The 23,391-nt window shown below is 61.5% G+C and carries 22 protein-coding genes; 9 read left to right on the top strand and 13 right to left on the bottom strand.

Features of this window, described 5'->3' with window-relative positions; translation table 11 throughout:
* Positions 1 to 5: 5 nt before the first annotated feature.
* The gene (locus tag BM160_RS15320; protein ID WP_092007047.1) at positions 6 to 890 is read right to left on the bottom strand and encodes a transporter substrate-binding domain-containing protein; all 885 of its coding nucleotides are present in this window, start codon (positions 888 to 890) and stop codon (positions 6 to 8) included.
* A gap of 218 nt (positions 891 to 1,108) precedes the next feature.
* Between BM160_RS15320 and BM160_RS15325 the strand changes: the two genes are divergently transcribed.
* From BM160_RS15325 to BM160_RS15345, 5 genes are all read left to right on the top strand, one after another.
* The gene (locus tag BM160_RS15325; protein WP_092007048.1) at positions 1,109 to 2,215 is read left to right on the top strand and encodes an S-(hydroxymethyl)glutathione dehydrogenase/class III alcohol dehydrogenase; all 1,107 of its coding nucleotides are present in this window, start codon (positions 1,109 to 1,111) and stop codon (positions 2,213 to 2,215) included.
* Positions 2,216 to 2,346: 131 nt separating this feature from the next.
* The gene (fghA, locus tag BM160_RS15330) at positions 2,347 to 3,207 is read left to right on the top strand and encodes an S-formylglutathione hydrolase (protein WP_092007049.1); all 861 of its coding nucleotides are present in this window, start codon (positions 2,347 to 2,349) and stop codon (positions 3,205 to 3,207) included.
* A 162-nt stretch (positions 3,208 to 3,369) separates the two neighbouring features.
* Positions 3,370 to 4,986, top strand: a complete 1,617-nt coding sequence (locus tag BM160_RS15335; RefSeq protein ID WP_255368940.1) for a phosphoethanolamine transferase — start codon at positions 3,370 to 3,372, stop codon at positions 4,984 to 4,986.
* 133 nt (positions 4,987 to 5,119) lie between these two features.
* On the top strand, positions 5,120 to 5,902 hold the full coding sequence (locus BM160_RS15340) for a transporter substrate-binding domain-containing protein (RefSeq protein WP_092007050.1): 783 nt from the start codon (positions 5,120 to 5,122) through the stop codon (positions 5,900 to 5,902).
* A 364-nt stretch (positions 5,903 to 6,266) separates the two neighbouring features.
* Positions 6,267 to 6,935 carry an amino acid ABC transporter permease gene (locus tag BM160_RS15345; protein WP_092007051.1) on the top strand — a complete coding sequence of 223 codons (669 nt, stop codon included), beginning with the start codon at positions 6,267 to 6,269 and terminating at the stop codon, positions 6,933 to 6,935.
* A gap of 37 nt (positions 6,936 to 6,972) precedes the next feature.
* Here the strand turns inward: BM160_RS15345 and BM160_RS15350 are convergent, their stop codons facing one another.
* A complete protein-coding gene (locus BM160_RS15350) occupies positions 6,973 to 7,869 on the bottom strand; it encodes a LysR family transcriptional regulator (protein ID WP_092007052.1) in 897 nt (298 codons plus the stop codon).
* 33 nt (positions 7,870 to 7,902) lie between these two features.
* On the opposite strand from BM160_RS15350, the gene BM160_RS15355 reads away from it, so the two are divergent.
* Positions 7,903 to 8,937 (top strand): Bug family tripartite tricarboxylate transporter substrate binding protein, encoded by a 1,035-nt coding sequence (locus tag BM160_RS15355; protein WP_143093271.1) that lies wholly within the window; start codon positions 7,903 to 7,905, stop codon positions 8,935 to 8,937.
* Positions 8,938 to 8,952: 15 nt separating this feature from the next.
* Positions 8,953 to 10,551, top strand: coding sequence for a sulfatase family protein (locus BM160_RS15360; protein WP_092007054.1), 1,599 nt, complete (start codon positions 8,953 to 8,955; stop codon positions 10,549 to 10,551).
* Between the two features lie 143 nt (positions 10,552 to 10,694).
* Here the strand turns inward: BM160_RS15360 and BM160_RS15365 are convergent, their stop codons facing one another.
* From BM160_RS15365 to BM160_RS15400, 8 genes are all read right to left on the bottom strand, one after another.
* Positions 10,695 to 11,390, bottom strand: a complete 696-nt coding sequence (locus BM160_RS15365; protein ID WP_255368941.1) for a GntR family transcriptional regulator — start codon at positions 11,388 to 11,390, stop codon at positions 10,695 to 10,697.
* Between the two features lie 2 nt (positions 11,391 to 11,392).
* Positions 11,393 to 12,850, bottom strand: a complete 1,458-nt coding sequence (locus BM160_RS15370; protein ID WP_177219036.1) for an NAD-dependent succinate-semialdehyde dehydrogenase — start codon at positions 12,848 to 12,850, stop codon at positions 11,393 to 11,395.
* Positions 12,851 to 13,030: 180 nt separating this feature from the next.
* Positions 13,031 to 13,843, bottom strand: coding sequence for an alpha/beta fold hydrolase (locus BM160_RS15375; protein WP_092007056.1), 813 nt, complete (start codon positions 13,841 to 13,843; stop codon positions 13,031 to 13,033).
* Positions 13,833 to 14,417, bottom strand: a complete 585-nt coding sequence (locus BM160_RS15380; RefSeq protein WP_092007057.1) for an amino acid synthesis family protein — start codon at positions 14,415 to 14,417, stop codon at positions 13,833 to 13,835. Before BM160_RS15380 ends, BM160_RS15375 begins: the two co-directional genes overlap by 11 nt.
* A gap of 56 nt (positions 14,418 to 14,473) precedes the next feature.
* Positions 14,474 to 15,469: a Bug family tripartite tricarboxylate transporter substrate binding protein gene (locus BM160_RS15385; protein ID WP_092007058.1), complete on the bottom strand. Its 996-nt coding sequence runs from the start codon at positions 15,467 to 15,469 to the stop codon at positions 14,474 to 14,476.
* Between the two features lie 290 nt (positions 15,470 to 15,759).
* Positions 15,760 to 16,215, bottom strand: a complete 456-nt coding sequence (locus BM160_RS15390; protein WP_369821792.1) for an N-acetyltransferase — start codon at positions 16,213 to 16,215, stop codon at positions 15,760 to 15,762.
* 34 nt (positions 16,216 to 16,249) lie between these two features.
* Positions 16,250 to 17,161, bottom strand: a complete 912-nt coding sequence (locus BM160_RS15395; protein WP_092007059.1) for a bifunctional GNAT family N-acetyltransferase/nucleoside diphosphate kinase regulator — start codon at positions 17,159 to 17,161, stop codon at positions 16,250 to 16,252.
* A gap of 273 nt (positions 17,162 to 17,434) precedes the next feature.
* Positions 17,435 to 18,523, bottom strand: a complete 1,089-nt coding sequence (locus BM160_RS15400; RefSeq protein ID WP_092007060.1) for a PA0069 family radical SAM protein — start codon at positions 18,521 to 18,523, stop codon at positions 17,435 to 17,437.
* Between the two features lie 128 nt (positions 18,524 to 18,651).
* Between BM160_RS15400 and BM160_RS15405 the strand changes: the two genes are divergently transcribed.
* Positions 18,652 to 18,999 carry a DOPA 4,5-dioxygenase family protein gene (locus tag BM160_RS15405; RefSeq protein ID WP_092007061.1) on the top strand — a complete coding sequence of 116 codons (348 nt, stop codon included), beginning with the start codon at positions 18,652 to 18,654 and terminating at the stop codon, positions 18,997 to 18,999.
* An 83-nt stretch (positions 19,000 to 19,082) separates the two neighbouring features.
* On the opposite strand, the gene BM160_RS15410 is transcribed toward BM160_RS15405, so the two are convergent.
* The gene (locus BM160_RS15410) at positions 19,083 to 19,748 is read right to left on the bottom strand and encodes a helix-turn-helix transcriptional regulator (protein WP_092007062.1); all 666 of its coding nucleotides are present in this window, start codon (positions 19,746 to 19,748) and stop codon (positions 19,083 to 19,085) included.
* 126 nt (positions 19,749 to 19,874) lie between these two features.
* Between BM160_RS15410 and BM160_RS15415 the strand changes: the two genes are divergently transcribed.
* A complete protein-coding gene (locus BM160_RS15415; protein WP_092007081.1) occupies positions 19,875 to 21,227 on the top strand; it encodes an MFS transporter in 1,353 nt (450 codons plus the stop codon).
* On the opposite strand, the gene BM160_RS15420 is transcribed toward BM160_RS15415, so the two are convergent.
* Positions 21,162 to 22,280 (bottom strand): acyltransferase family protein, encoded by a 1,119-nt coding sequence (locus BM160_RS15420; RefSeq protein WP_092007063.1) that lies wholly within the window; start codon positions 22,278 to 22,280, stop codon positions 21,162 to 21,164. The genes BM160_RS15415 and BM160_RS15420 overlap by 66 nt on opposite strands.
* A gap of 29 nt (positions 22,281 to 22,309) precedes the next feature.
* Positions 22,310 to 23,263: an NAD(P)H-dependent flavin oxidoreductase gene (locus BM160_RS15425; protein ID WP_092007064.1), complete on the bottom strand. Its 954-nt coding sequence runs from the start codon at positions 23,261 to 23,263 to the stop codon at positions 22,310 to 22,312.
* Positions 23,264 to 23,391 lie beyond the last annotated feature (128 nt).

Consider the following 23,391-nt stretch of genomic DNA (forward strand, 5'->3'; position numbering starts at 1 on the left):
TGCGTTTACATGGCCGGCTTGTCGCTCAGCTCTTTCAAGTTGGCCTTGAGTTGCTCGCTCATGGGCAGATTCAGGTTCACGCCTTTGGGCGGAATCGGTGACATGAACCACTTGGTATACATCTTGGTGAACTCACCCGACTTCATCAGGCGCGAGATGGTGCCATCGACCAGCGCCTTGAATTCCGGGTCGCCCTTGCGCAACATGCAGGCGTAGGGCTCGACTTGCAGCGAGTCACCCACCACCTGCAGCGAGGCCGGGTCCTTGGAGTTGGCCATCAGGCCGAACAAGAGGATGTCGTCCATGGCAAAAGCCAGGGCGCGGCCGCTTTCCACCAGCAGCAGCGAATCGTCATGGTCTTTGCCCAGGATGATTTGCATGTCGAGGTTTTTATCGGCACTGTATTTGCGGATCACCTGTGCGTTGGTGGTACCGGTGGTGGTGGCGACGGTTTTCTTGGCCAGGTCGGCGTAGTTTTTGACGCCAGAAGTCTTTTTGGTCAGCAAACGCGTGCCGGTGTAGAAGTGGTTGATACCAAAGTCCACGTCCTTGCCGCGCGCAGTGTTGTTGGTGGTGGAGCCGCACTCCAGGTCATAGGTGCCGTTGACCAGCAAGGGGATACGGTTTTGCGAGGTCACCGGCATGGTCGCCACTTCAAGATTCGGCTTCTTGAGTTTCTTGCGCACGTCGTCAATGATGGCGTCGGTCAGCTCCACGGAAAAGCCCACCGCCTTGGTCGAACCTATCAGGTAGCTGAAAGGCACCGAGGACTCGCGGTAAGACACGGTGATCTTGTTGCTGTCGGCGATTTTTTTCAGGGTTTGTGCGCTGGCGGTGCTGGCCAAGCCGACGCTCAACAGCGCGGCCGTCATGAGAAGAGAGAGTTTCATACGGTGTCTTTCAAGGAATAAAGTTGATCGAATCATTTTCGTCACAAACTTCGGGGGCAAGCTCATGGTTTACCCAAGCCGCCCAGCGGCCAGCCAGGCCCACGCAACATGCAATTTCCCTGCCAAGATTTCATGACCCCAGGCAGCATGTGCCCGCCAGGACTGGCTTATAGTCCCACCTCATTCTTCGTTCACTCCAAGCGCAAGCGCTCACTCCCATGAAAACCAAAGCCGCCGTCGCCTGGCAAGCAGGCCAGCCCCTGACCATTGAAACCGTGGACCTGCAAGGCCCAAAATTCGGCGAAGTACTGGTCGAAATCAAGGCCACGGGCATCTGCCACACCGACTACTACACGCTCTCGGGCGCTGACCCGGAAGGCATATTCCCGGCCATCCTGGGCCACGAAGGCGCGGGCATCGTCGTCGATGTCGGCCCCGGTGTCACCACCCTCAAAAAGGGCGACCATGTCATTCCGCTTTACACGCCCGAATGCCGCCAGTGCAAGTTCTGCCTGAGCCGCAAAACCAATCTGTGCCAGCTGATTCGCGGCACGCAGGGCAAGGGCCTGATGCCCGACGCCACCAGCCGCTTCAGCCTGGACGGCAAGCCCATCTTTCACTACATGGGTACCAGCACCTTCAGCAACTACACGGTGGCGCCCGAAATCTCGCTGGCCAAGATCCGTGAAGATGCGCCCTTTGACAAGGTCTGCTACATCGGCTGCGGCGTCACCACCGGCATAGGCGCGGTGCTGTTCACGGCCAAGGTCGAAGCCGGCGCCAACGTGGTGGTCTTCGGCCTGGGCGGCATCGGCCTGAACGTGATCCAGGGCGCCAAGATGGTGGGCGCCGACAAGATCATCGGCGTCGACATCAATCCGGCGCGCCAGGAAATGGCCCGCAAGTTCGGCATGACGCACTTCATCAACCCGAAAGAAACCGAGAACGTGGTCGATGCCATCGTGCAACTGACCGACGGCGGTGCCGACTACAGTTTTGAATGCATTGGCAACACCCAGGTGATGCGCCAGGCGCTGGAATGCACGCACAAGGGCTGGGGCCGCAGCATCATCATCGGCGTGGCCGAGGCCGGCGCCGAGATCAGCACGCGGCCCTTCCAGCTGGTGACTGGCCGCAAGTGGGAAGGCTCGGCCTTCGGCGGCGCGCGCGGCCGCACCGACGTGCCAAAAATCGTCGACTGGTACATGGAAGGCAAGATCAACATCGACGACCTGATCACGCACACCATGCCGCTGGAAGACATCAACAAGGGCTTCGATTTGATGAAAAGCGGCGAGTCGATTCGAGGTGTCGTTCTTTTCTAGCCCCCACGCTTGTCACTTCGTGTACTGCGCTGCCCCCCGAGGGGGCGCTGCGCCTGCGGTCTGGCGAAGCCAGTCCCGCGGCCCTGGCTGGTGAAAACGTAGCACCCTTGCTTGAACTGAAAAAGAGCCCCATGACAACACAACTGGAACTGCTCAGCGAGCATGCCTGCTTTGGCGGCGTGCAGCGCTTTTACCGCCATGCCTCGAGTGCCATCGGCCTGCCGATGAAGTTCTCGGTCTACCTGCCGCCGCAAGCGCAAGCCGGCGCCAAAGTGCCGGCCCTGCTGTACCTGGCCGGTCTGACCTGCAACGACGAAACCTTCCCCACCAAGGCCGGCGCCCAGCGCCTGGCGGCCGAGCTGGGCCTGGCCCTGATCGCGCCCGACACCAGCCCGCGCGGCGCCGGCGTGCCGGGTGAAACAGAGAGTTGGGATTTTGGCGTGGGCGCCGGTTTTTACCTGGACGCCACACAAGCGCCCTGGGCCAAGCACTACCGCATGGAGAGTTACCTGACAGCGGAACTGCTCCCCTTGCTCGCCAGCGCCCTGCCGCTGGACGCAAAACGCATCGGAATTTTTGGCCACTCCATGGGCGGCCACGGCGCCTTGACCTTGGCGCTGCGGCATCCCGAGCTCTTCAAGTCGGTATCTGCCTTCGCCCCCATCTGCGCCCCCAGCCAGTGCGCCTGGGGCCACAAAGCCTTCCGCGGCTACCTCGGCAGCGAGGAAACCAGCTGGCTGGCGCACGATGCCGCGGCCTTGATGGGCGGGCTATCCAGCGCGCCCTACCCCGGCGGCATTCTGATAGATCAGGGCCTGGCCGACAAATTCCTGGCGGAGCAGCTGCACCCGCACTTGTTCGAGGCGGCCTGCGCCGCCGCCGGCCAGCCCCTGACGCTGCGCCGACATGCGGCTTACGACCACGGCTACTACTTCATTGCCAGCTTCATGGAAGATCACCTGCGGCACCATGCGCGCCAGTTGCTGGCCTGAACCTGAAACAGGCCACCCTAAGCCAGGCATAAGACCCGGCAAATACAATGCAGCGCTATGTCGCTGCACCAGCCCTCCCCCTCCATGACGCCGGCCTCCGGGCCTGCGTCCCCACGCACTTTTTGGAATCTTTTCAGAAGCAAGGAGCAAGGCGCTGACGGCATGCGGCCAATCTGGCTGATCATCCTGTCCAGCCTCTGGATTGCCACCGCCTGCAACGTGGCGCTGTGGCGTGAACTGGCCCGGCTGCCCGGACTGAGCGCTGCTCAGATCGCCACCATCAGCGTCGCACTAAGCCTGGTCATTGCGCTGAGCACCTGCGCCTTGCTGAGTCTGCTGGCCTGGCGCTGGACGCTCAAACCAGTCATCACCATTTTTCTGCTGTCGGCGGCCTTTGGCGCTTATTTCATGATGGCTTACGGCGTGGTCATAGACAAGACCATGATGATCAACACCTTGCAGACCGACGTGCGTGAAACACGCGACCTGCTGAACTGGCGCATGGCCGCGACGGTGCTGGTGCTGGCGCTGTTGCCCGGTATTTTTCTGTGGCGAAAAAAACTCAAACGCACCAGCATTCCCCGACAAGTGTTGACCAATGTCATGACGCTGGCAGGCGCCTGCGCCCTGCTGGTGCTGGTGGTGTTTCTTTTCTTTCAGAGCATCGCCTCGGTGATGCGTAACAACACCCATGTGCGCTATCTGATCAATCCGCTCAACTCCTTTTACGCCTTGGGCGCCGTGGCAGCAAAACCGTTTCAGCGCGACGAGTCCATCACCCTGCCCCTAGGTGAGGACGCCAGGCTGGGCGCCAGCTACGCGGCTCAGACCAAACCGCCTTTGCTACTTCTGGTGCTGGGTGAAACCGGGCGCAGCGGCAACTTCGCCACCAACGGCTACCAGCGGCCGACCACGCCCAGACTGGCGCAGGAAAACATCGCCAGCCAGCGCAATGCCTGGTCTTGCGGCACCAGCACGGCGGCTTCCCTGCCCTGTATGTTTTCCAACTTCGGGCGCGAAAGCTATGACGCCCGCCCCGCCAACTATCAAGGTCTGCTGGATGTGCTGCAACACGCCGGCTTGGCCGTGCTCTGGATAGATAACCAGTCGGGCTGCAAGGGCGTGTGCGACCGCGTTCCCAATGTGCAGACCAGCCAGCTGAAAGTGCCCGGACTGTGCGATGGCGACGAGTGTTTTGATGAAGTGATGCTGCACAACATCGACGAACGCATTGCCGCCTTGAGCGCCGAACGCCGGGCCAAGGGCGTGGTGGTGGTGATGCACCAGATGGGCAGCCATGGACCCGCCTACTACAAACGCTCGCCACCGGCGTTCAAGAAATTTTTACCCGAATGCACCAGCAACTCCCTGCAAAGCTGCACGCGGGAAGGGCTGCTCAATGCCTATGACAACAGCATCGTCTACACCGACCAGTTGCTGGGCTCCGCGATTCAGTGGCTCAAGGGGCGGGAGTCCACCAACGCGCCCGCCATGCTCTACCTCTCCGACCATGGCGAGTCGCTGGGTGAAAACAATTTGTACCTGCACGGCATGCCTTACAGCGTGGCGCCCGACGTGCAAAAGCGCGTGCCCTGGATCACCTGGCTATCGCCCGAATTCGAGCAGCGCACCAAAATCACCACCAACTGCCTCAAGCAACAATTGGACGCGCCCATCAGCCATGACAATTACTTTCACTCAGTGCTGGGCTTGATGAACGTGCAGACCCAGGTGTACAAACCCACCCTCGACATCTACGCCCACTGCGCCAAGCCCTGACAAAGTCCGGGCAGGCAGGCCAATTCAGCCTGATACAGAGTAGGGTTTTCCGCACTGCAGCAACGGCCTGCCAAGCGCAGGTTTATTATTCATTTTTCGCCACAAATAACCGCGCCTTATGCGGTGGAAGAATATGAATATTCGTAAAACGCTGATTTCCACGCTGCTTCTTTCTTTGGCTCTGGGCGCCAGCGCCGCCGATTTGCTCGATACCGTCAAGCAGCGCGGCACCCTCAAAGTGGCACTGGAAGGCACTTACCCGCCCTTTAACTACAAGGAAAACGGTCAGCTCGCCGGTTTTGAAGTTGAGCTGGCCAATGCGCTGGCGCAAAAACTGGGCGTCAAGGCAGAATTCGCCACCAGCGAGTGGAGCGCCATCCTGGCAGGCTTGCAGGCCGGCAAATACGACGTGGTCATGAACCAGGTCGGCATCACCGACAAGCGCAAGGAGACCTTTGATTTCTCCCAGCCCTACACCGTCTCCAGTCCGCAGCTGATCATCCGCAAGGACGAAAAACGTGATTTCAAAACCTTGGCCGACCTGAAGGGCAAAAAACTGGGCCTAGGCCAGGGCACGAACTTCGCGGAAGTCGCCAAAGCGGTGGGCGGCATAGACATCAAAACCTACCCAGGCTCGCCCGAATATCTGCAAGACCTGGCCCTGGGCCGTATCGATGCCGCGCTGAACGACAGCCTGCTGATTCCCTACATCGTGAAGAAAACCAAGCTTCCCCTGAAACCAGGCGCACCGGTGGGCGAACTTGAAAAATCCGGCATTCCCTTCGTCAAAGGCAATCCCAAGTTCAAGGCGGCCATCGACAAGGCTCTGGCCGATCTGCAGGCAGACGGCAGTTTCGCCAAGATCTCCAACAAATGGTTTGACCGTGACGTGAGTAAGCCGCCAGTCGCCCAGTAAGAACGTGTTCACGATTTATCCGGGGTCGCGCAAGTACCTTGCCGGGATGGGATGCAAGGCGCAGTGCGCGGCCAATAGCACGGCTATTGGCAAGCGCTGTAACGCAGCAGGCCGCCCGACAAGGCACTTGCCCTGCGGGTTGGGGTGAAATCGGGCGATTGAGCCACCCAATCCCTTGCATGGGCATCAGCCCATGCGGCGGTGCCGGGCGGCCCACTCATCCCGATTGCACCCCAACGCGACCCCGGATAAATCGGGAACACGTTCTATGAAGGAAGTAACATCAAGCCAGCCCGTGCGCCGCCCTCCGGCTGGCTAAAACAACCCCGGCCTGTCGCCGGGGTTTTTATTTGTGGAGACCTGTATGGATCTATCCGGATTGACCGAGTTGCTGCGGGATGCCCTGCCGCTGATGCTCAAGGGCGCCGCCTGGACACTGCTGCTGGCCGTGTCCGCTGTTTTTTTTGGGGCGATTCTCGGCACCCTGGTCGCCATGACGCGGCTGGCCAAGCTTCCGCTTCTGTCGCGATTCGCCGCGCTTTATGTCAGCTGCATGCGCGGCACGCCGCTGCTGGTGCAGCTGTTCGTGATCTACTTTGGCCTACCCAGCATAGGCATTCAATTCGAGCCCATCACGGCAGGCATTTTGGGGCTAAGCCTGAACGTCGGCGCCTACCTGTCCGAAACCATTCGCGGCGCCATCAACGGCGTTGAGCACGGGCAATGGAATGCGGCCAAAAGCCTGGGTTTGACGCAGCCCCAGACACTGCGTTACGTCATAGGCCCGCAAGCCCTTAGACTGGCCGTTCCCAGCCTCTCGAACAGCTTGATCAGCCTGATCAAGGACACCTCGCTGGTATCGGTGATTGCCGTGGGTGAGCTGATGCTGGCCACCAAGGAAGTCATTGCGACCACCTTCCAGCCTTTTCCGCTTTACCTGGCAGCGGCGGGTATCTACTGGGCCATGAGCGCCTCGTTTGAGACGCTGCAGAAAAAACTGGAAACCCGTTTGAACCGGAGCTATTTGCGATAGTGGATGGGTCAGCTCAAATGAGCTTGAGTTCGCCTCATCACCGGCCGGCGATCATGGATGCAACAAAGGCCTGCAGTGGGCGATTACGTTCAGACGACGCATCCTGAAACCAGAACATGCAGACGTTGTAGTGGGGCAGACCTTCAGAGACGCCCAGGCGGTGTATACCCATTTTTTCCGGATCGGGGACAAGCGCCGGGTGCGACACCACGCCGAGCAAATCACTACTCGCGACCAGTCTAACCAGCATGGCGTAGTCCGTGCATTGCACGGCGATCCGAGGTGGCGCCCAGCGCCGGACCCGAAAGGCCTCTTCAATCACATTACCCGGCGTGCCCGCCGTGCCGGCGACCACCCACTCGGCCTTGGCAATGTCGGCCAATGATTTCACGGCGGACAAGGAATGTCCCTGCCGCGCGTAAATAGCGGGACGGCTTGTGTACATCTCGACCTGGGACAGACCCGGATGATGAAAGCGCCTGGGTTGGGGTGCGATCACCAGATCCAGCTGCCTGGCAACCAGATCCTCGAGCATGGACAGCGCACCTCCTGAAACAATCTGCAGCGTGCACTCAGGCATACAGGCCTTCTGCGCCTTGAAAATGGCAGCACCGTAGAGCAGGCCTGCTGCAGGCGCCAGTCCAACCCGCAGACGCTTGGAGTTCGATTTGACTGTCGACGGTGCACGCATCGAACGCACCGCCTGTTTCATGGCGACATCGACGGCTTTGCCGGCCTCTGCAAGCTCCCGCGCTTTCGCCGTAGGCAGCTGGCGTCGACCTTGCCGCTCAAACAGCTCAAACCCCACTTCGCCCTCCAGCGCTCGCAGGCCCTGCGAAACCGCCGGCTGCGAAACACCAGCCGCTTGTGCCGCCTGCGCATAGCCTCCCTTTTCGACGACAAGGCGCAGATATTCAAGGTAGCGCAGATTCATAAGGAGAGATTATGTATCTTCCCGACTCCGGCATTGTTTCATTCGGACGGTGAACAAATAATGAGTGACAGTCACCCCGATAAGGAAGAGGCAAGCATGTTGAAATTTGTATTGATGTCGCTTTGCGCGGCAGCCATTGGCGTACAGCCCGCCGTCGCCCAGAGCTATCCAGACAAGCCCGTCAAGATGGTTGTAGGCTTCGCACCCGGCGGCCCCACCGATATTCTGGCCCGCGTGGTTGCCACCGCGATGGGAAAGACCTTGGGCAATAGCGTCATCGTTGACAACAAGGCCGGGGGTGGCGGACTGTTGGGTGCCCAGAGCGTTGCCAAGGCCGCGCCGGACGGCTACACCATCCTGTTCGCAGGTGACGGGCAGTTGACGCTACTGCCCCAGCTGTCCAACAAAGCCGGCTATGAGACCCAACGCGACTTCGCACCGATCCGTATGGTGGCGGGCCAGTCCAACGTGCTCATGGTTAATAAAGCCACCGGCATTTCCGACATGGCCACACTTATCGCGCGAGCAAAGGCTTCGCCGGGTCAACTCACCTACGGATCAGCCGGCAACGGGACACCGACTCACCTGGTCGGCGCACTGTTCGAGAACGCCACTGGCCTGAGCCTTCTTCATGTGCCCTACAAGGGTGCAGGCCCCGCCATGACAGACTTGATCGGTGGACAGATCGACATGATGTTTGTGGGCATGCCGGTCGCGCTGCAACAAGCCGGACGCGATCAAGTGACCATACTTGCAGTCACCGGAAACAAGCGTGCCGTGAAGCTTGCCAACGTGCCGACTTTTACGCAGGCCGGCATCAAAGGCTTGGGTGACGAAACCGCCGTGTGGTGGGCGGTCATGGTGCCCGCCGGCGTGCCGCAGGCCATTCGCTCGCGTCTGGATGCTGCGGTCAAAGAGGCCTTGAACAGCCCCGAATTGCGCAAATCGTTTACCGCTCAAGGGGTGGAGCTTCTTGACCAGGACGCAACTACCACCAGCCAGTGGATTGAACGGGACCGAGCACGCTGGGCCACGCTCATCAAGAATAAAAAAATCACAGCGGAATAAAAGCGGCAGTCCACCATGCAACCCAATTTCCTGATTTTTGTTACCGACCAGCACCGGGCCGATCATCTGGGGTGCTACGGCAACCCGGTTGTGCGCACCCCGCACATCGACGCGCTGGCAAGCACAGGCTGGCGATTCAACCGCAGCTATGTCGCCAATCCCGTTTGCATGCCCAACCGGGGCTCCATGATGACCGGCCGGATTCCGTCGGTGCACGGCGCACGCGGCAATGGTGTCCCGCTCCCGCTGGACTCGGTCACCTATGCCGATGTCCTGGGTGAATTCGGCTATCGCACCGCATTGATAGGGAAAAGCCATTTGCAGAATATGGAGGACCGTGCGGCCGTGTTGCCGCCGGAGGTGATAGAGCCTGGCTCCCGCACGCCCAGCCAATTCAAAGAAGCCATCAGGGGCAAAGGAGACAGTGCGCCCTACCGCCAAGAACTACGGTCTAGCTGGTCCGATCCGGCGCACCAATTGACACTGCCCTACTACGGCTTTCAGGACGTCATTCTGTGCAATCACCATGCCGATGAATGCTTTGGCGACTACCTGCGCTGGCTAAGCCTTCATCACCCGGAAATGATTGATCGCCTGGGACGTGAAAATGGCGTGCGCGATGCCGGCTTTACGGCTCCGCAGGCGTGGCGAACCCATCTGTCCGAGCAGCAATATCCAACCCACTACATTGCAGAAAAAACCTGCGAGTGGCTGCACAATCACAGCCAGACGAATGCCTCGCAACCGTTTGCGCTCATGTGCTCATTCCCCGACCCGCATCACCCGTGGACGCCACCGGGCCGCTATTGGGACATGTATGACCCCGACGCCATGCCCGTGCCGGCGACGGCCATGCCTGATGTGGATAAAGAGCGTCACGTGGCATGGCTGTGGCAAGAGCGGGCCTCCGGCAAGGCGCAGCTCGAGTCACCCCGCATGTTCGCCGCCACGCCGCGCGAGATCCAGGAGGTGATTGCCCTGACCTACGGCATGATCACCAATATCGACGACCGCATAGGCATGGTCATGAAAGCGCTGAAAGACAGCGGCCTGGACCGCAACACGGTGGTGATATTCACCTCCGACCATGGCGATCTCATGGGCGATCATGGCGTGATGCTCAAGGGGCCGCTGCACTATCAGGGCTTGATCCGCGTACCGTTTATCTGGCGCGAGCCCGATGCAGCGGCGCAAGGCGGCAACGTGGTACGCAACGACCTGGTCAGCACCATAGATTTGGCACCTTCGATTCTGCGCCGGGCGAACATCAATCCACCCAACGGGGTTCAGGGCAAGGCGCTGTTCAGCGCTGCCGGTGTTCCCCAAAACTCGGGCCGTGCTGCCGTGCTGGTGGAAGAAAACCAGCAGCGCGCCTACCTGGGTTTTGAAACGCCGGTGCGCATGCGAACCGTTGTGACGCAAAGCCATCGACTCAGCGTGTTCCAGGAAGGCGAATGGGGCGAGCTCTATGACCTGGTAGCCGACCCCGACGAAACGCACAACCTCTGGGACGACCCAAGCTCCAAAGAATTACGCGCCCAGCTGATGGAGCAGCTGGTTCACCTGTTGATGGAGCATGCGGATTCCAGTCCGCGCCCCACACACCTGGCTTGAGCCGGGCAAACAAGGCACAAGGATGAAACGACAAAGGGACGAACTGCAGGCAAGGGCTGAAAAGCCGCCCAAAGTTCGTCCCTAGACCTCAAGCCCTCTCCGCTCATCCGGGTCTATCGGGCGGCAGAGCGCGTGAACAGCGCTCAGACAGGGGGTTTGGCGAGCTGATCGAGCTTTTGGGCGGCGATCTCGGCAACGCGGCGAACATGCGCTTGCGAGGCGTCCTGCGCCGCTTGCGGGTCGCGCTGGCGCAAGGCCTGGACAATGTTGGCCATTTCCACGGCGGCCTCCACGCGGCGGTCTTTGGCGCTGATGGTCATCGCACGCAGACGGTTGATCCGGGCGTTCAGCGACTGCACCACCTTCCACGCCATCGTGAGGCCGCTGCCCGTGAACATGGCTTCATAAAACGCCGCGGTTCGTACCATGACCTCATGAAAATCTTCGTTCTCAAAAGCGGTCTGGATTTTTCGATTCAGTGCATCCAGCCTCTCGATGACTTCATCACTGGCCTTTTCAGCGCACAGCCGGGCGGCATGGCCTTCCAGCAACGCGCGTATCTCGTAAATCTGGGCGGCCTGATCGGCATCCAGCGTGGCCACCACCGGTCCTTGGTGCGCAATGGATTCGACCAGCCCTTCGGTTTCCAGATGCCTGAGCACCTCGCGAACAATGGAACGGCTGACATCGAGTTGCTCGCAGAGGTGGCGCTCCACCAGACGCTCGCCGGGCTTGAAATGCTCGCTCAAAATGGCTTCTCGCATTTTCTCCAGCGACAGCTCGCGCAAGGTTTTTGCGGTGCGGTTTACTTTGAGCGAGGCTACGTCTTTGGCAGGCACCATTAATCCCTATCTACATCACCAAGGCAAAAGTATTTAATTTCGAGGTAGTCATCCATGCCGTAGCGTGAGCCCTCTCTTCCGAAACCGGACTGCTTCATGCCCCCAAAGGGTGCCGCCTCGGATGACATGAGACCCGTATTGAGGCCCACCATGCCGGCCTCAATGGCCTCCGCCACGCGCCAGACGCGCGCAGTATTTTGAGTATAGCAATAGGCCGCCAAGCCAAAATCGCTGGCATTGGCCTGCGCAATGACATCGGCCTCATCGGTAAACCGGAACAGCGGCGCCAGGGGGCCAAAGGTCTCCTCGGTTGCCACATGCATGCTGGCCGTGACGTCGCGCAACACCGTGGGCTCGAAAAACGAGCCCCCCAATGCATGACGCTTGCCGCCGGTCACGATGGACGCGCCCTTGGACAGGGCATCGGCGATATGTGCCTCGACCTTGGCCAGTGCACGGACATCAATGAGTGGGCCTTGCGTCACGCCCTCGTCCGTGCCCTTGCCCACCTTGAGCTTCTGGACCGCGACACTCAGCTTGCTGGCAAAGGCCTCGTACACGCCTTCCTGCACATACAGGCGATTGGCGCAGACACAGGTCTGACCGGTGTTGCGGAACTTGGAAGCCAGGGCACCTTCCACCGCGGCATCCAGATCGGCGTCATCGAAGACGATGAAGGGCGCATTGCCGCCCAGCTCCATGCTCAGGCGTTTGACGGTATCGGCGCATTGGCGAATCAGCAGCTTGCCCACCTCCGTGGAGCCCGTGAAAGTGAGCTTGCGCACCAGCGGATTGGCCGTCAGTTCGCCGCCAATGGCGCGCGGGTCGCCGGTCACGATGTTGATGACGCCGGGCGGAATGCCGGCAATCTCGGCCAGCTTGGCCAGGGCCAGGGCCGACAAGGGCGTTTGCTCGGCGGGTTTGGCCACCACGGTGCAGCCGGCAGCCAGAGCGGGCGCGATCTTGCGCGCCAGCATGGCATTGGGGAAATTCCAGGGCGTGATAGCCGCGACCACGCCAACGGCTTGCTTGAGCATGACAAAGCGCTTGTCGGCTTGCGCGGTCGGAATCACGTCGCCATAAATGCGCTTGGCCTCTTCGGCAAACCACTCGATGTAGGAGGCCCCATAGGCAATTTCCCCGCGGGCTTCGGCCAGCGGCTTGCCCATTTCCTCGGTCAGGATTTGCGCCAGCACCTCTGCATTGGCCGTCACCAGATCGAACCAGCGACGCAAGAATGCGGAACGCTGCTTGCCCGTCATGGCACGCCAGGCCGGACCGGCGCGGTGCGCCGCCTCCACGGCACGGCGGGTCTGCTCAGCACCGAACATTGGCACGCTGCTGACGAGCGCACCTGTCGCCGGATTGGTAACGTCAAGGCGCTGTGCGCTGTCCAGCCATTCGCCGTCGATATAGCAACGCGATGGCAGCAATTCCTGATAGGTAAAAATTTTCACGAGATCGATCCAAAGAGGGCTATTACTAGCAAAGAGAGAGTCGCATCAAGGCGGCAAATAAAGTGCTGCTGGAACTCAGCCGGTTCCCGGCCGTGCTCTGCGTAGCAGCCGGGAACCCTGGCCATTGCCAAACCCCTGTCAGGAAGCCGCCTGTGAATGACTGCCAGAGGGCCAGGCAGCCTAGCCGATGAATTTCAGCAGTTCCTGATTGACACGCTCGGCGGAGGTGATGTTCATCATGTGACGAGCCCCTTCCAGCACCACCAGCGTCGCCTGCGGTGCCAGTCCGGCCATCGCCTCGGACATGGCCGGCGTGGAGTTGGGGTCAAGCTCTCCGGTCATGAAGAGAGCCGGCATGGCCAGCTTGGCAAAGCCATCTGCATGCACCGCATCGGACGTGGCAAACAGCTGGTAGCTGCGCGCATAGCCCTCGTGATGGACTCGCCGCATGAAACTGGCCACCACTTGCGCATCGGCCTGGAGTTCGACCGGCACGGGATTGCCAAACCAGCGCTCTATGGTCGAGTCAACCGTCGCGGCCACACCCACCTGTTGCAGCTTGCGGGCTCGCTCCTGCACCGCCTCGCGCTGCGCTGGCGTGCGCATGAAGACGGCGTTCAGGGCCACCAGCTGCCGAGTCCGCTCGGGGTAGCTGAGGGAAAATTCCAGCGCCACCAGGGCGCCCATGGAATGCCCGACGATGACGGCGGACGCTATCTTCAGGTGGTCCAGCAGGCGCTTGAGTTGCACGGCGTATTCAGCCAGCTTGACGCCCTCGCAGGGGTCCTGGCTGGCGCCATGACCCAGCATGTCGTACACAATGACCTGGTGCGTTCTGGCGAGGCTGGACACCTGGCGTGCCCAGACGGCCTGCTCCATGCCAACGCCGTGAATCAGCACCACCGCCGGCCCTTCGCCATAGACGCTGTAAGCCGTGCCGCCCGTCACGCCGGCCGAGGCCGACACGTCCAGCTGTGTTGAATCAGACTGCATTGCCGCCCAAGTCCTTGATGTCCTGGTAACGATCACCGATGCGGTGATGCGGCCGACCGCCTATGGATGCGCCCAAGGCCACCACGATTTCATCGGGACCCGGCGCGTCGTTGATGGCAAATTGCAGCGTCAGGTAGTGCGAGCGCATGCCTTCATCATCCTTGTGCATCATGGGAATGGAAATGGCGCAATTCGGGCCGCCGCGCACATTGGTGAAACTCAGGTAGCTTTTGGCGCCCACGGCCTTGCGGTAGAAGTTGCCAAAGCGCAAGGTGTGTATCAGGGCCGAGGCATGCTCAATTTCGCCGTTGGTACCCACCAAGGCGGCTTTTCCATAACCTTCAATGACCGCGCCCGAGCCCGTCATGCGCAGGATTTCATCCGTCAACAATTCGCCCAGCACGGGCGCCACCGAATGAATGCCGGGCTTGAGGTCCTCGACAAAGCCCATGCCGGCCCATGGGTTCTTCAACACAGCGGCGGCGGCAAACATTCTCAGCGGCGTCGGCGCGGCCTTGCCGCCCTCAATCAGCGTCTGCTCATAAAAAGTGACGATTTTACGAATCTCGGCCATGGGTTCTACTCCTAAAAATTTCGGTATGGGTTTGCACTGGCTCAGGTGAGCCAGCTTTATTCAGCGGTGATCTTGGCGGCCTTGACGACGGCGCGGTATTTCTCGACTTCCGTCGCCATGAACTTGCTCAGCTCGGCGGCCGACGCGCCGGATGCGCTGATGCCCTGCTCGGCCAGGCGTTTCTTGACCTGCGGATCGGCCAGCACCTGCTGCGCGGCGGTCTGGACTTTTTGCAGGATCTCGGGTGGCGTCTTGTTCGGCAGAAACAGACCAAACCAGACTCCCAGATCAAAGCCTTCCAGCCCTTTGACCTGCCCCATGGCCGGAATGCCGGGCGCCAGCTCGGATGGCTTGGCGCTGGTCACGGCAAAGGCCTTGATCTTGCCGGACTTGATGTAGGGCTGTGCCGCGCTCAGCGTGGACACGCCCAGGTCGATCTGCCCGCCTATCAGGTCAATCAATGCCGGGGCTGCGCCGCGGTAGGGAATGTGGGTCATGAACACGTCAGCGCGCATCTTCAGCAACTCACCCGCGACATGCATGGGCGTGCCATTGCCTGCCGAGGCATAGCTGAGGGTTCCGGGTTTGGCGCGCGCCAGGGCCAGGACGTCGGCAACGGAATTGGCCGGCAGACCCGCTTTACCCACCAACACCATGGGGCCGGTGCCGACGAAAACGACGGGCGACAAATCCTTGATGCCGTCAGTGGCCACTTTCGGATTGATCAGCTTGTTGATCAGGATTTCCGAACCGGAGCCAAGAAGAATGGTGTAGCCGTCAGGAGCGGCGCGTACCGCGCGTTGCGTGCCCAGCATGCCGCCGGCACCCGCCACGTTTTCAATCACCACGGCCTGGCCGAGCCGTTCACCCAGCATGGGGGCCAGATTGCGGGCCACGATGTCGGAACTGCCGCCGGGAGCGAATGGCACAACGATGGTGATGGGCTTTTCCGGCCAGGCCGCCATGGCCGCTGATGCCACCACGGACACGACCAGACCGGCAAGCAGGCGGCCCAATGATTGGGTGGAGGAATGTTTGAGCTTGATAAGCATGGCGACCCTTCTTGCGAAAAAGTGAATTGATCTCGGTAAAATTGAATACCGTATGTTGGTATACCAATTATCTGGGCAATAAAAATCAACACGAATAGTGGTAAACCCTTGGTAGCTGCCGCCCCTCCGAAGCGAGGCCTCGCCAAGGCAAGGCTGGTGCGCTCCGCTCAATCTGTGCGCCAGCCATCGCAGATTGATGCCATAGGCGAAACATTGACGGGACTCTGTCGCCAAAGACCCGCCGCGGCAAGCGGCCCTGGGCCAGTGATCTGAGAGCCTGCCCGCTGAACTCAGCGCATGCCAGCGGCGGCGCAAAACCCATCCATGGTCCAGCCCTGCCCCAGCAAGATCATCCGGGTGTGCAGGTCATCGAGTACCTGAGGCCTCACCTGCGGCCCCAGATAGCGCAGGGTCTTGCTGCGCAAGTCCACATAACCCAGTTCGTAGCGTCTGGCCAGGGCATGCCAGAGCGCATGGGCACCGGGTGACTGGCGTGCCCCGGTCATCAAACAAAGACCCGCGTCCAGCCCCCACCGATAGACCGCCGTGGCCAGGCCGCGCCGCTGGTAAGCCGGGTCGTATTTGGAATGCGGCGCCCGCAGGTAGCGGTCGGCGCGGCGCTCAAGCTCTACCAGGCGGTTGAAGACCGTATAGCCGGCCAATCCCCCTTCAGAATTCAATGACAGCTCTACGTGTGCGTCGGGCGAACACACCTGGTGCCGGCTCGTCGTCGCCGGGGTGCTCATGCAAGATCTGCGGCTGTGGCGCAACGTAGCGAACCTACAGGTGAAAATCGCCCGCGGCTTCTGGCTGGTAAAGTACTTTCTCGATCCAAATACGGCGGGTCCGGTCCGAAATGCGCCAGTCGATGGCATCGCCCTCCTTGTAGCCCAGGATCGCCGTGCCGATGCCGGAGCAAACCGACAGCTTCCCGGCACTGTCGCCCGCGTCCTCGGGGTAGACCAAGGCCACTTCCACTTCTTCGTCGTCCAGCTGCAGCAAGGCCCTGGAGTTCATCGTGACAACATCCCGCGCCACTTGCCGCGGATCGACGACGATGGCCCGCTCAACCTCGTGCTCCAACTCGACAACCGCTGGGCCTTGTTCGAGGGCGATCAGGTCCAGGAGCCGGGCCTTGTCGATTTCGGTGATGGTGATATGGGCGGGCTCACCCTCAGGGCTTTCACGCAAGAGCCAGCGATAGCGTGCCGAGGACAGGGCGAATGACGCCAGCGTAGGCGTTTCGCTTTCGAGCTGGAAGCCGCAGCGCACGAAGGCCTTCAGCGACCGCACGTTGTCTGGATGGATCTTGGCGATGAGCTTGTCGGCCCGCATGTCGAAGAAGGCGAGCTTCATGCCTTCACGGATGGCGCTGGCGCCGAGCTTACGGCCCCAGTTATCGCGGTCGCCGATGACCAAGACCATCTCGCAGTCAACGCCCGTCTTGACGAGTCGAACGAAGCCCACAGGCACGTCATGGCGGTCGTAGGCCATGAAGAAGCGGCCGCCCTGGTTGAACAGATGGGTCAGGATCGGCATCTGGACCCGATCGAGGACTTGCTCGATGAAGCGGGAAACGTGGCGCGAATCGCTCAGGTGGTGGGTGACACTCTCGTCTTCCAACCAGTTCATCAGCGTTAGTGCGTTGGACCGAGTGATCTCTGGACACAGCGAAATAAAAGGCCTACTCATCTTCACCCCCTTAGGTTGCAAGAATGAAAGCCTTTCACGAGCACGGACATGGCCGTGACGGTTCTTTCGACAAAGCGCTCATTTTAATGCAACGCGCGAGCGGGCACCAATACATCTGCCCGGCATGAGCACGGGTCGGCAGTGAAATGCAAGCCGTGCATGAATGAAACGCTCCACGGCTGGATTGACAAAGCCCGTCATGCTAGTGAGCTTGCTATATCGCACGTCTTCAGTGCGGTACTTGGCCCAGCGCCAAGCCCTCAAACGACAGACTCAAAAAAGCGTGCCCTGGCCACCCCGACCCGGCGCTCTGAAACGGCTCAAATCCAGCTCCGTGCGCTGGCGATTCAAGCCCAGCCGCAAGCAGGTTTTCTCAAAGCGCTGGCGGATCAGCTCGGCCCACAAACCATACCCCTTCATGCGGGTGGCAAAGTCAGCCTCGTAATCCTTGCCGCCACGCATCTCCTGAATGCGCGCCATGATGCGGGCGGCACGTTGCGGGTAATGCAGCGCCAGCCATTCCTGAAAAATCGGCGCGACTTCCCAGGGCAAGCGGATCACGGTGTAAAACGCCGTGCGCGCGCCCGCCTCCCAGGCCGCTTGCAGCACCTGCTCCATGTCCTCGTTGACGAACGGAATCTGCGGCGCCACGCTGACGCCCACCGGAACGCCAGCGTCTGCCAGAGCCCGTATGGTGCGCAAGCGACGCTGCGGCGCCGCCGCGCGCGGCTCCAGCTTGCGCGCCAATTCGCCGTCCAGCGTGGTGATGGTGACGTACACCGCCGCCAAGCCGTCGGCCGCCATGGGCGCAATCAGGTCCAGGTCGCGCTCCACGCCGCTGGACTTGGTGACCAGCGAAAACGGATGCCGCGCCTGCTGCAAGACCTCGATCACGCCGCGTGTCAGGCGCAGCTCGCGCTCGACCGGCTGATAGCAGTCGGTGGCCGAGCCGATGTTGAGCAGCTTGGGCACATAACGCGGCTTGGCCAGATCGGCGCGCAGCACCTCGGCAATATTGCACTTGGCGATGATCTTGGTCTCGAAGTCCAGGCCGGGCGAGAGATTGAGGTAGCTGTGCGTGGGCCGGGCGTAGCAATATACGCAGCCGTGCTCGCAGCCCCGATAAGGGTTAAGGCCGTAGTCAAAAAAGATGTCGGGCGAGTCATTGCGGGTGATGGCGCTGCGCGCATCTTCAAACAACACCTCGGTTGGCAGGCGCGGCGGCTCGCCTGCCGCCGCCTCTTGCAGCGTGCCCCAGCCGTCGTCATAGGCCTGGCGGGCCTCTTTCTCGAAGCGGTGCGCCATGCGCGTGGCCGTGCCGCGGCCCTTGATGGCATGCAGGGGGATAAAAACCTCGGTCATGACGCTCTCAGGCTCAGAAATGGTTGGCGCTTGGGCTACTCAAAATAACTGTATAAATATACAGTTTATCAAAATACGCCACCTTCACAAGCCTACACTTGAGACTTACGAATTCAGCTGGAATTGTCATGACCCCGCGCCCCGAAAACCTTTACGCCCACTACCACGCCCATCTCTATTTCGGGCCGCAAACCCTGGAGCAAGCCCGCGCGCTGAGCCAGCAGGCGGGCGCCTTGTTCAAGGTGGCGGTGGGACGGGTGCATGAGCGCGAGGTCGGGCCACATCCGCACTGGAGTTGCCAGCTGAGCTTTGACAGCGCGGAGTTTGAGCGCCTGATTCCCTGGCTGGAGCAGCATCGCGGCGGCCTTGACATCCTGGTTCACGGCGTCACGGGCGATGACCTGGCCGATCACACCCGCCATGCCTCCTGGCTGGGTCAGGCCTCGGCCCTGAAGCTGGACATGTTCAGGCCTTAATCACTATCGATTCGATAGCTGCTTGCGCCCGCCCCACCTGCCCAAGAGCCACTTTTTCCTTAAATTCACCGCTCATGGCCGCCTCAGGCCTGGCGCCGGCTGATGCGGTAAACGCAGCGCCGCGCCCCGGCCAATAAATGCTCTTCACGCCTGACCACCGCCTCCTGGCCCATCACCTCCTGAAACAGCTGCAACTCGGAGCGGCAAAAACCCTGACAGCTTTGCGCCGCCGCGCAGATCGGGCAATGGTCTTCGATCAGCAGCCAGTCCTGGCCGTCCTCTTCCACGCGCGCCATATAGCCTTCGGCGGCGCGCAGCTGCGCCAGTTGCTCGAGTTTTTGCGGCAGGCTATTCAAGCCTTGCAGGGCTTTCAGGTAGTCGGCGCGCATGTCGTTCTCGCGCTGCGCAATCAGCCGCTCCAGCCCCTGTTCGCCAAACAGCTGCTTGATCGAGCCTATGAGCTGAATACTCAGTTGCGCGTGCGCGTCGGGAAAGCGGGCGTTGCCGGCCGCCGTCAGCACCCAGTTCTGCTTGGGCCGGCCGGCGCTGGCCTGGGCCTCTTGCTGGCCGGTGATCAGTCCTTCGGCCAGCAGTTTTTGCACCTGCAGGCGCACGGCTTCGGCGCTCAGCTGCAGCTCCTGCGCCAGCGCTGCGGTTGAAGCCGGGCCTCGGGTCTTCAGGCGAAACAGCAGGCGTTCGCTGCTGGAATGCAGATTTTTATTATCCAAGTTATTACTTGCATATTCCATGAGCAACCCTTAATATCCAAACAACTACTTGCATAATAAAAGCGATAGCTTAGAAAGTCGAGATTTCACTTGAACACCACCAGCCCTTCGCCGCCCTCCTGGGCCGACCTGTTGTCGGGCTGCAATATGCTGCGCTCCGTGGCCCTGACCGGCGGCGTCGCGCTGCACGCCATCAATGTGCACATCGTCACCACCATATTGCCCTCGGTCGTCAACGACATAGGCGGGTTGGAGTACTACGCCTGGAACATCACGCTGTTCGTGGTCGCCTCCATACTCGGCTCCACGCTGACGGCCAAGCTGCTGGACCGGCTCAGCCCGCGCCTGGCCTATCTGCTGGCCCTGTCCGTCTTCACGCTGGGCGCCGTGGCCTGCGCCAGCGCGCCCAGCATGGGCTGGATGCTGGCCGGCCGCAGCGTGCAGGGCCTGGGCGGCGGCCTGCTGGCGGCGCTCAGCTATGCGCTGATCCGCGTCGTGTTCGCGCCGCCGCTGTGGCCGCGCGCCGTGGCGCTGGTCTCCGGCATGTGGGGTGTGGCCACCTTGTTCGGCCCCGCCGTCGGTGGCCTGTTTGCGCAAAGCGGTCACTGGCGGCTGGCTTTCTGGGTGCTGCTGCCTATCTCCCTGCTGCAGGCCCTGGTGGTGATGTCGCAACTGCCGCAACAGAAAAAAACCGGCCCGGCCACGGTGCGCGTGCCGGCGCTCAAAATCACGCTGCTGGCCAGCTCGGTGCTGGTGATTGCGCTGGCCGGCCTGTGGCCGTCCACTGCCTGGAAGCTTGGCGGCGTGGCCTTTGGCTTGGCCCTGGGCCTGCTGATGGCCAGGCTGGACCAGCGCGCCGGCGTGCCGCTGCTGCCCACCGGCGCCTACTCGCTGCACAGCCCCATGGGCAAGGTTTTCGCCTGCATCTGCCTGCTCATGATAGGCACGACCACGGAGATTTATGTGCCCTACTTCCTGCAGACCCTGCACGGCTACACGCCCTTGATGGCCGGCTACGCCACGGCCGCGATGGCCGGTGGCTGGAGCCTGGCTTCGCTGCTGACCTCAAGCCACAGCGGCGCGGCGGCCAAGCGCATGGTGAGCACCGGCCCGCTGGTGATGACGCTCTCGCTGACCACGCTGGCCGTGGTGCTGCCGGGCGCCACCGGCCTGCCCGGGCCGGCGCAAGATCTGCTCATGATTCTGGCCCTGGCCGGTGCCGGCTTCGGCGTGGGCCAGGGCTGGCCGCACCTGGTGACGCGGGTGCTGAAATCGGCCGCCCCGGGTGAAGAAAACCTGGCCTCCTCGTCCATCACCACGGTGCAGCTCTATGCCATGGCCATAGGCGCGGCACTGGCCGGCCTGACCGCCAACGCGGCCGGCCTGTCAGAGCCGGGCGGCGTGGCCGGCGCGCAGCGCGCGGCCTACTGGCTGCTAGGCGCTTTTGCCCTGGCTCCGACCCTGGCCATGCTGCTGACCCGAAAAATCGTGCGCAGCTGAAGCGCGAAGCTGGCGTGCCGGCGGGCGCAACTCAACCCACAGGTACAGCATGCGGCCCGCCAGCAAGGACAGGAAAAAAGCCGCGAACAAACCCAGGGTGTTGGCCAGCAGCTGGGTCGGCCAGAAATAGCTGACCACGGCATTGACCAGCAGGCAGACCGGGAAGTGAATCAAAAAGACCGAGTAAGACATCTGGCCCAGCTGTGTCAGCCAGCGCAGCCGCAGGCCCTGGCGCGCCCCGGCGCTCTGACGCAGCCAGACCAGGCCGAACGCCACCAGCAGCGCCAGCAGCAGGCGCTCCCTGAAATCGAGCAGCAGCGCCGCGCTGCCCAGCAAGGCCATGCCGCCCCACCAAAGCCACTGCCTCGGCATGCTGCCTGACCAAAAAGCCAGCATGCCCAGGGCATAAGCCCCAAAAAAGTACAGCCCCGTCATGTCCAGGCCTTCCTGGAGGTTGAACACCAGCAGTGACAGCGCGGCAAGCACGCCGACCAGCCAGACCCCAAGCTGAGCCGGCATGCCGCGCCAGCGCCGCCCCAGCCAGCCGGCCAGGCTGAAAATCAGCACGCTCAGGGCAAACAGCTGCAGGTCAATCGCCACATACCAGACGCCGGCAGACAGCGCTTCCAGATCAAACACGTCCTGCAACATCAGCACATGGGCCAGCACTTGCCAAAGCCCGGGCGCTGCCGACAGCGAGTCATCGTGAAACCAGGGCCGCACCAGCGCCGTGACCAGCACACTGGCCAGCAGCGCCACCAGATAGGGACGTACCAGCCGGCGATAACGGCGAAAAATCAGGCCACCGGCCCGCCCGAAACTGGCCACGCCGCGCGGCGCCAGCGAGCTGGCCGCCAGAAAGCCGCCCACCACCAGAAACACCTGCACCGCCATGCGGCCATACTCATACAGCCAGTCGGTCAGCTCAGGCACAAAGGGATAAAGCACATCCGACATCGGGCCATAAAAAGCCAGGTGGTGCCAGATGATCAGCGCGCAGGCCAGGCCCTTGAGCGCGTCCAGGCCGGGCAGACGCTGATCAGGCGAACGCATCAAGTTGGCAGATGAAGGAGATGAGGGACTCAAAGCGCCAACTGAAGACGCGCATCTTCATACTCACGCTTGAGCTGGGCCACAAAAGCGGCGGCGCTCTGCACCTTGCTGACGGCGCCAATGCCCTGGCCGCTACCCCAGATATCTTTCCAGGCCTTGGACTTGTCACCGCCAAAATTCATCTTGCTCGGATCGCTCTCGGGCAGGTTGTCCGGGTCCATGCCGGCGGCGCGTATCGATGGCGCCAGGTAGTTGCCGTGCACACCGGTAAACAGATTGCTGTAGACCACGTCATCGGAACTGCCATCGACGATGGCCTGCTTGTAGGCCTGGGCGGCGCGCGCTTCCTCGGTGGCGATGAAGGCCGAGCCGATGTAGGCGAAGTCGGCCCCCATGGCACGGGCGGCCAGCACCGCACCACCGGTGGCAATCGCGCCCGACAGCGCCAGCGGGCCATCAAACCACTGGCGGATTTCTTGAATCAGCGCAAACGGGCTTTTGATGCCGGCATGGCCACCGGCACCGGCGGCCACGGCGATCAGGCCGTCGGCGCCCTTTTCAATCGCCTTGCGGGCAAACTTGTTGTTGATGATGTCGTGCAACACCACGCCGCCCCAGGCGTGTACGGCCTGGTTGACGTCTTCGCGCGCGCCCAGCGAGGTGATGATGATGGGCACCTTGTACTTGGCGCAGACCTGCAGGTCGTGCTCCAGCCTGTCGTTGCTCTTGTGCACGATCTGGTTGATGGCAAAGGGTGCGGCGGGCGCGTCCGGATTCGCCTGGTTATAGGCGGCCAGGGTTTCGGTGATCTCGGCCAGCCAGTCGTCCAGCTGCGCGGCCGGCCTGGCATTGAGCGCCGGCATGGCGCCGACAACGCCGGCCTTGCACTGGGCGATCACCAACTGGGGATTGCTGATGATGAACAGCGGCGAGCCGATGATGGGCAGCGGCAAATTATTCAGGGGCGCGGGAAGTCTGGACATGGCTTCTTTCATCAAAGTCTTGCGAAATTTAAGCAAAAACGAGCTGCAGCCCTTAATAGACGGGCGCAAGCAGCTATCAAAATAGCAGCAAAGCAATTAAGGCAAGAGGGCTGGCCTCTTGCGCCCGG

Source organism: Polaromonas sp. OV174, from assembly GCF_900112285.1.
Taxonomy (GTDB): Bacteria; Pseudomonadota; Gammaproteobacteria; order Burkholderiales; family Burkholderiaceae_C; genus Polaromonas.

Coding starts and splice junctions, on each gene's coding strand:
- BM160_RS15320 (WP_092007047.1), bottom strand. CDS start 890: ATGAAACTCTCTCTTCTCATGACGGCCGCGCTGTTGAGCGTCGGCTTG.
- BM160_RS15325 (WP_092007048.1), top strand. CDS start 1,109: ATGAAAACCAAAGCCGCCGTCGCCTGGCAAGCAGGCCAGCCCCTGACC.
- fghA (WP_092007049.1), top strand. CDS start 2,347: ATGACAACACAACTGGAACTGCTCAGCGAGCATGCCTGCTTTGGCGGC.
- BM160_RS15335 (WP_255368940.1), top strand. CDS start 3,370: ATGCGGCCAATCTGGCTGATCATCCTGTCCAGCCTCTGGATTGCCACC.
- BM160_RS15340 (WP_092007050.1), top strand. CDS start 5,120: ATGAATATTCGTAAAACGCTGATTTCCACGCTGCTTCTTTCTTTGGCT.
- BM160_RS15345 (WP_092007051.1), top strand. CDS start 6,267: ATGGATCTATCCGGATTGACCGAGTTGCTGCGGGATGCCCTGCCGCTG.
- BM160_RS15350 (WP_092007052.1), bottom strand. CDS start 7,869: ATGAATCTGCGCTACCTTGAATATCTGCGCCTTGTCGTCGAAAAGGGA.
- BM160_RS15360 (WP_092007054.1), top strand. CDS start 8,953: ATGCAACCCAATTTCCTGATTTTTGTTACCGACCAGCACCGGGCCGAT.
- BM160_RS15375 (WP_092007056.1), bottom strand. CDS start 13,843: ATGCAGTCTGATTCAACACAGCTGGACGTGTCGGCCTCGGCCGGCGTG.
- BM160_RS15380 (WP_092007057.1), bottom strand. CDS start 14,417: ATGGCCGAGATTCGTAAAATCGTCACTTTTTATGAGCAGACGCTGATT.
- BM160_RS15385 (WP_092007058.1), bottom strand. CDS start 15,469: ATGCTTATCAAGCTCAAACATTCCTCCACCCAATCATTGGGCCGCCTG.
- BM160_RS15390 (WP_369821792.1), bottom strand. CDS start 16,215: ATGAGCACCCCGGCGACGACGAGCCGGCACCAGGTGTGTTCGCCCGAC.
- BM160_RS15395 (WP_092007059.1), bottom strand. CDS start 17,161: ATGAGTAGGCCTTTTATTTCGCTGTGTCCAGAGATCACTCGGTCCAAC.
- BM160_RS15400 (WP_092007060.1), bottom strand. CDS start 18,523: ATGACCGAGGTTTTTATCCCCCTGCATGCCATCAAGGGCCGCGGCACG.
- BM160_RS15405 (WP_092007061.1), top strand. CDS start 18,652: ATGACCCCGCGCCCCGAAAACCTTTACGCCCACTACCACGCCCATCTC.
- BM160_RS15410 (WP_092007062.1), bottom strand. CDS start 19,748: ATGGAATATGCAAGTAATAACTTGGATAATAAAAATCTGCATTCCAGC.
- BM160_RS15415 (WP_092007081.1), top strand. CDS start 19,875: ATGCTGCGCTCCGTGGCCCTGACCGGCGGCGTCGCGCTGCACGCCATC.
- BM160_RS15420 (WP_092007063.1), bottom strand. CDS start 22,280: ATGCGTTCGCCTGATCAGCGTCTGCCCGGCCTGGACGCGCTCAAGGGC.
- BM160_RS15425 (WP_092007064.1), bottom strand. CDS start 23,263: ATGTCCAGACTTCCCGCGCCCCTGAATAATTTGCCGCTGCCCATCATC.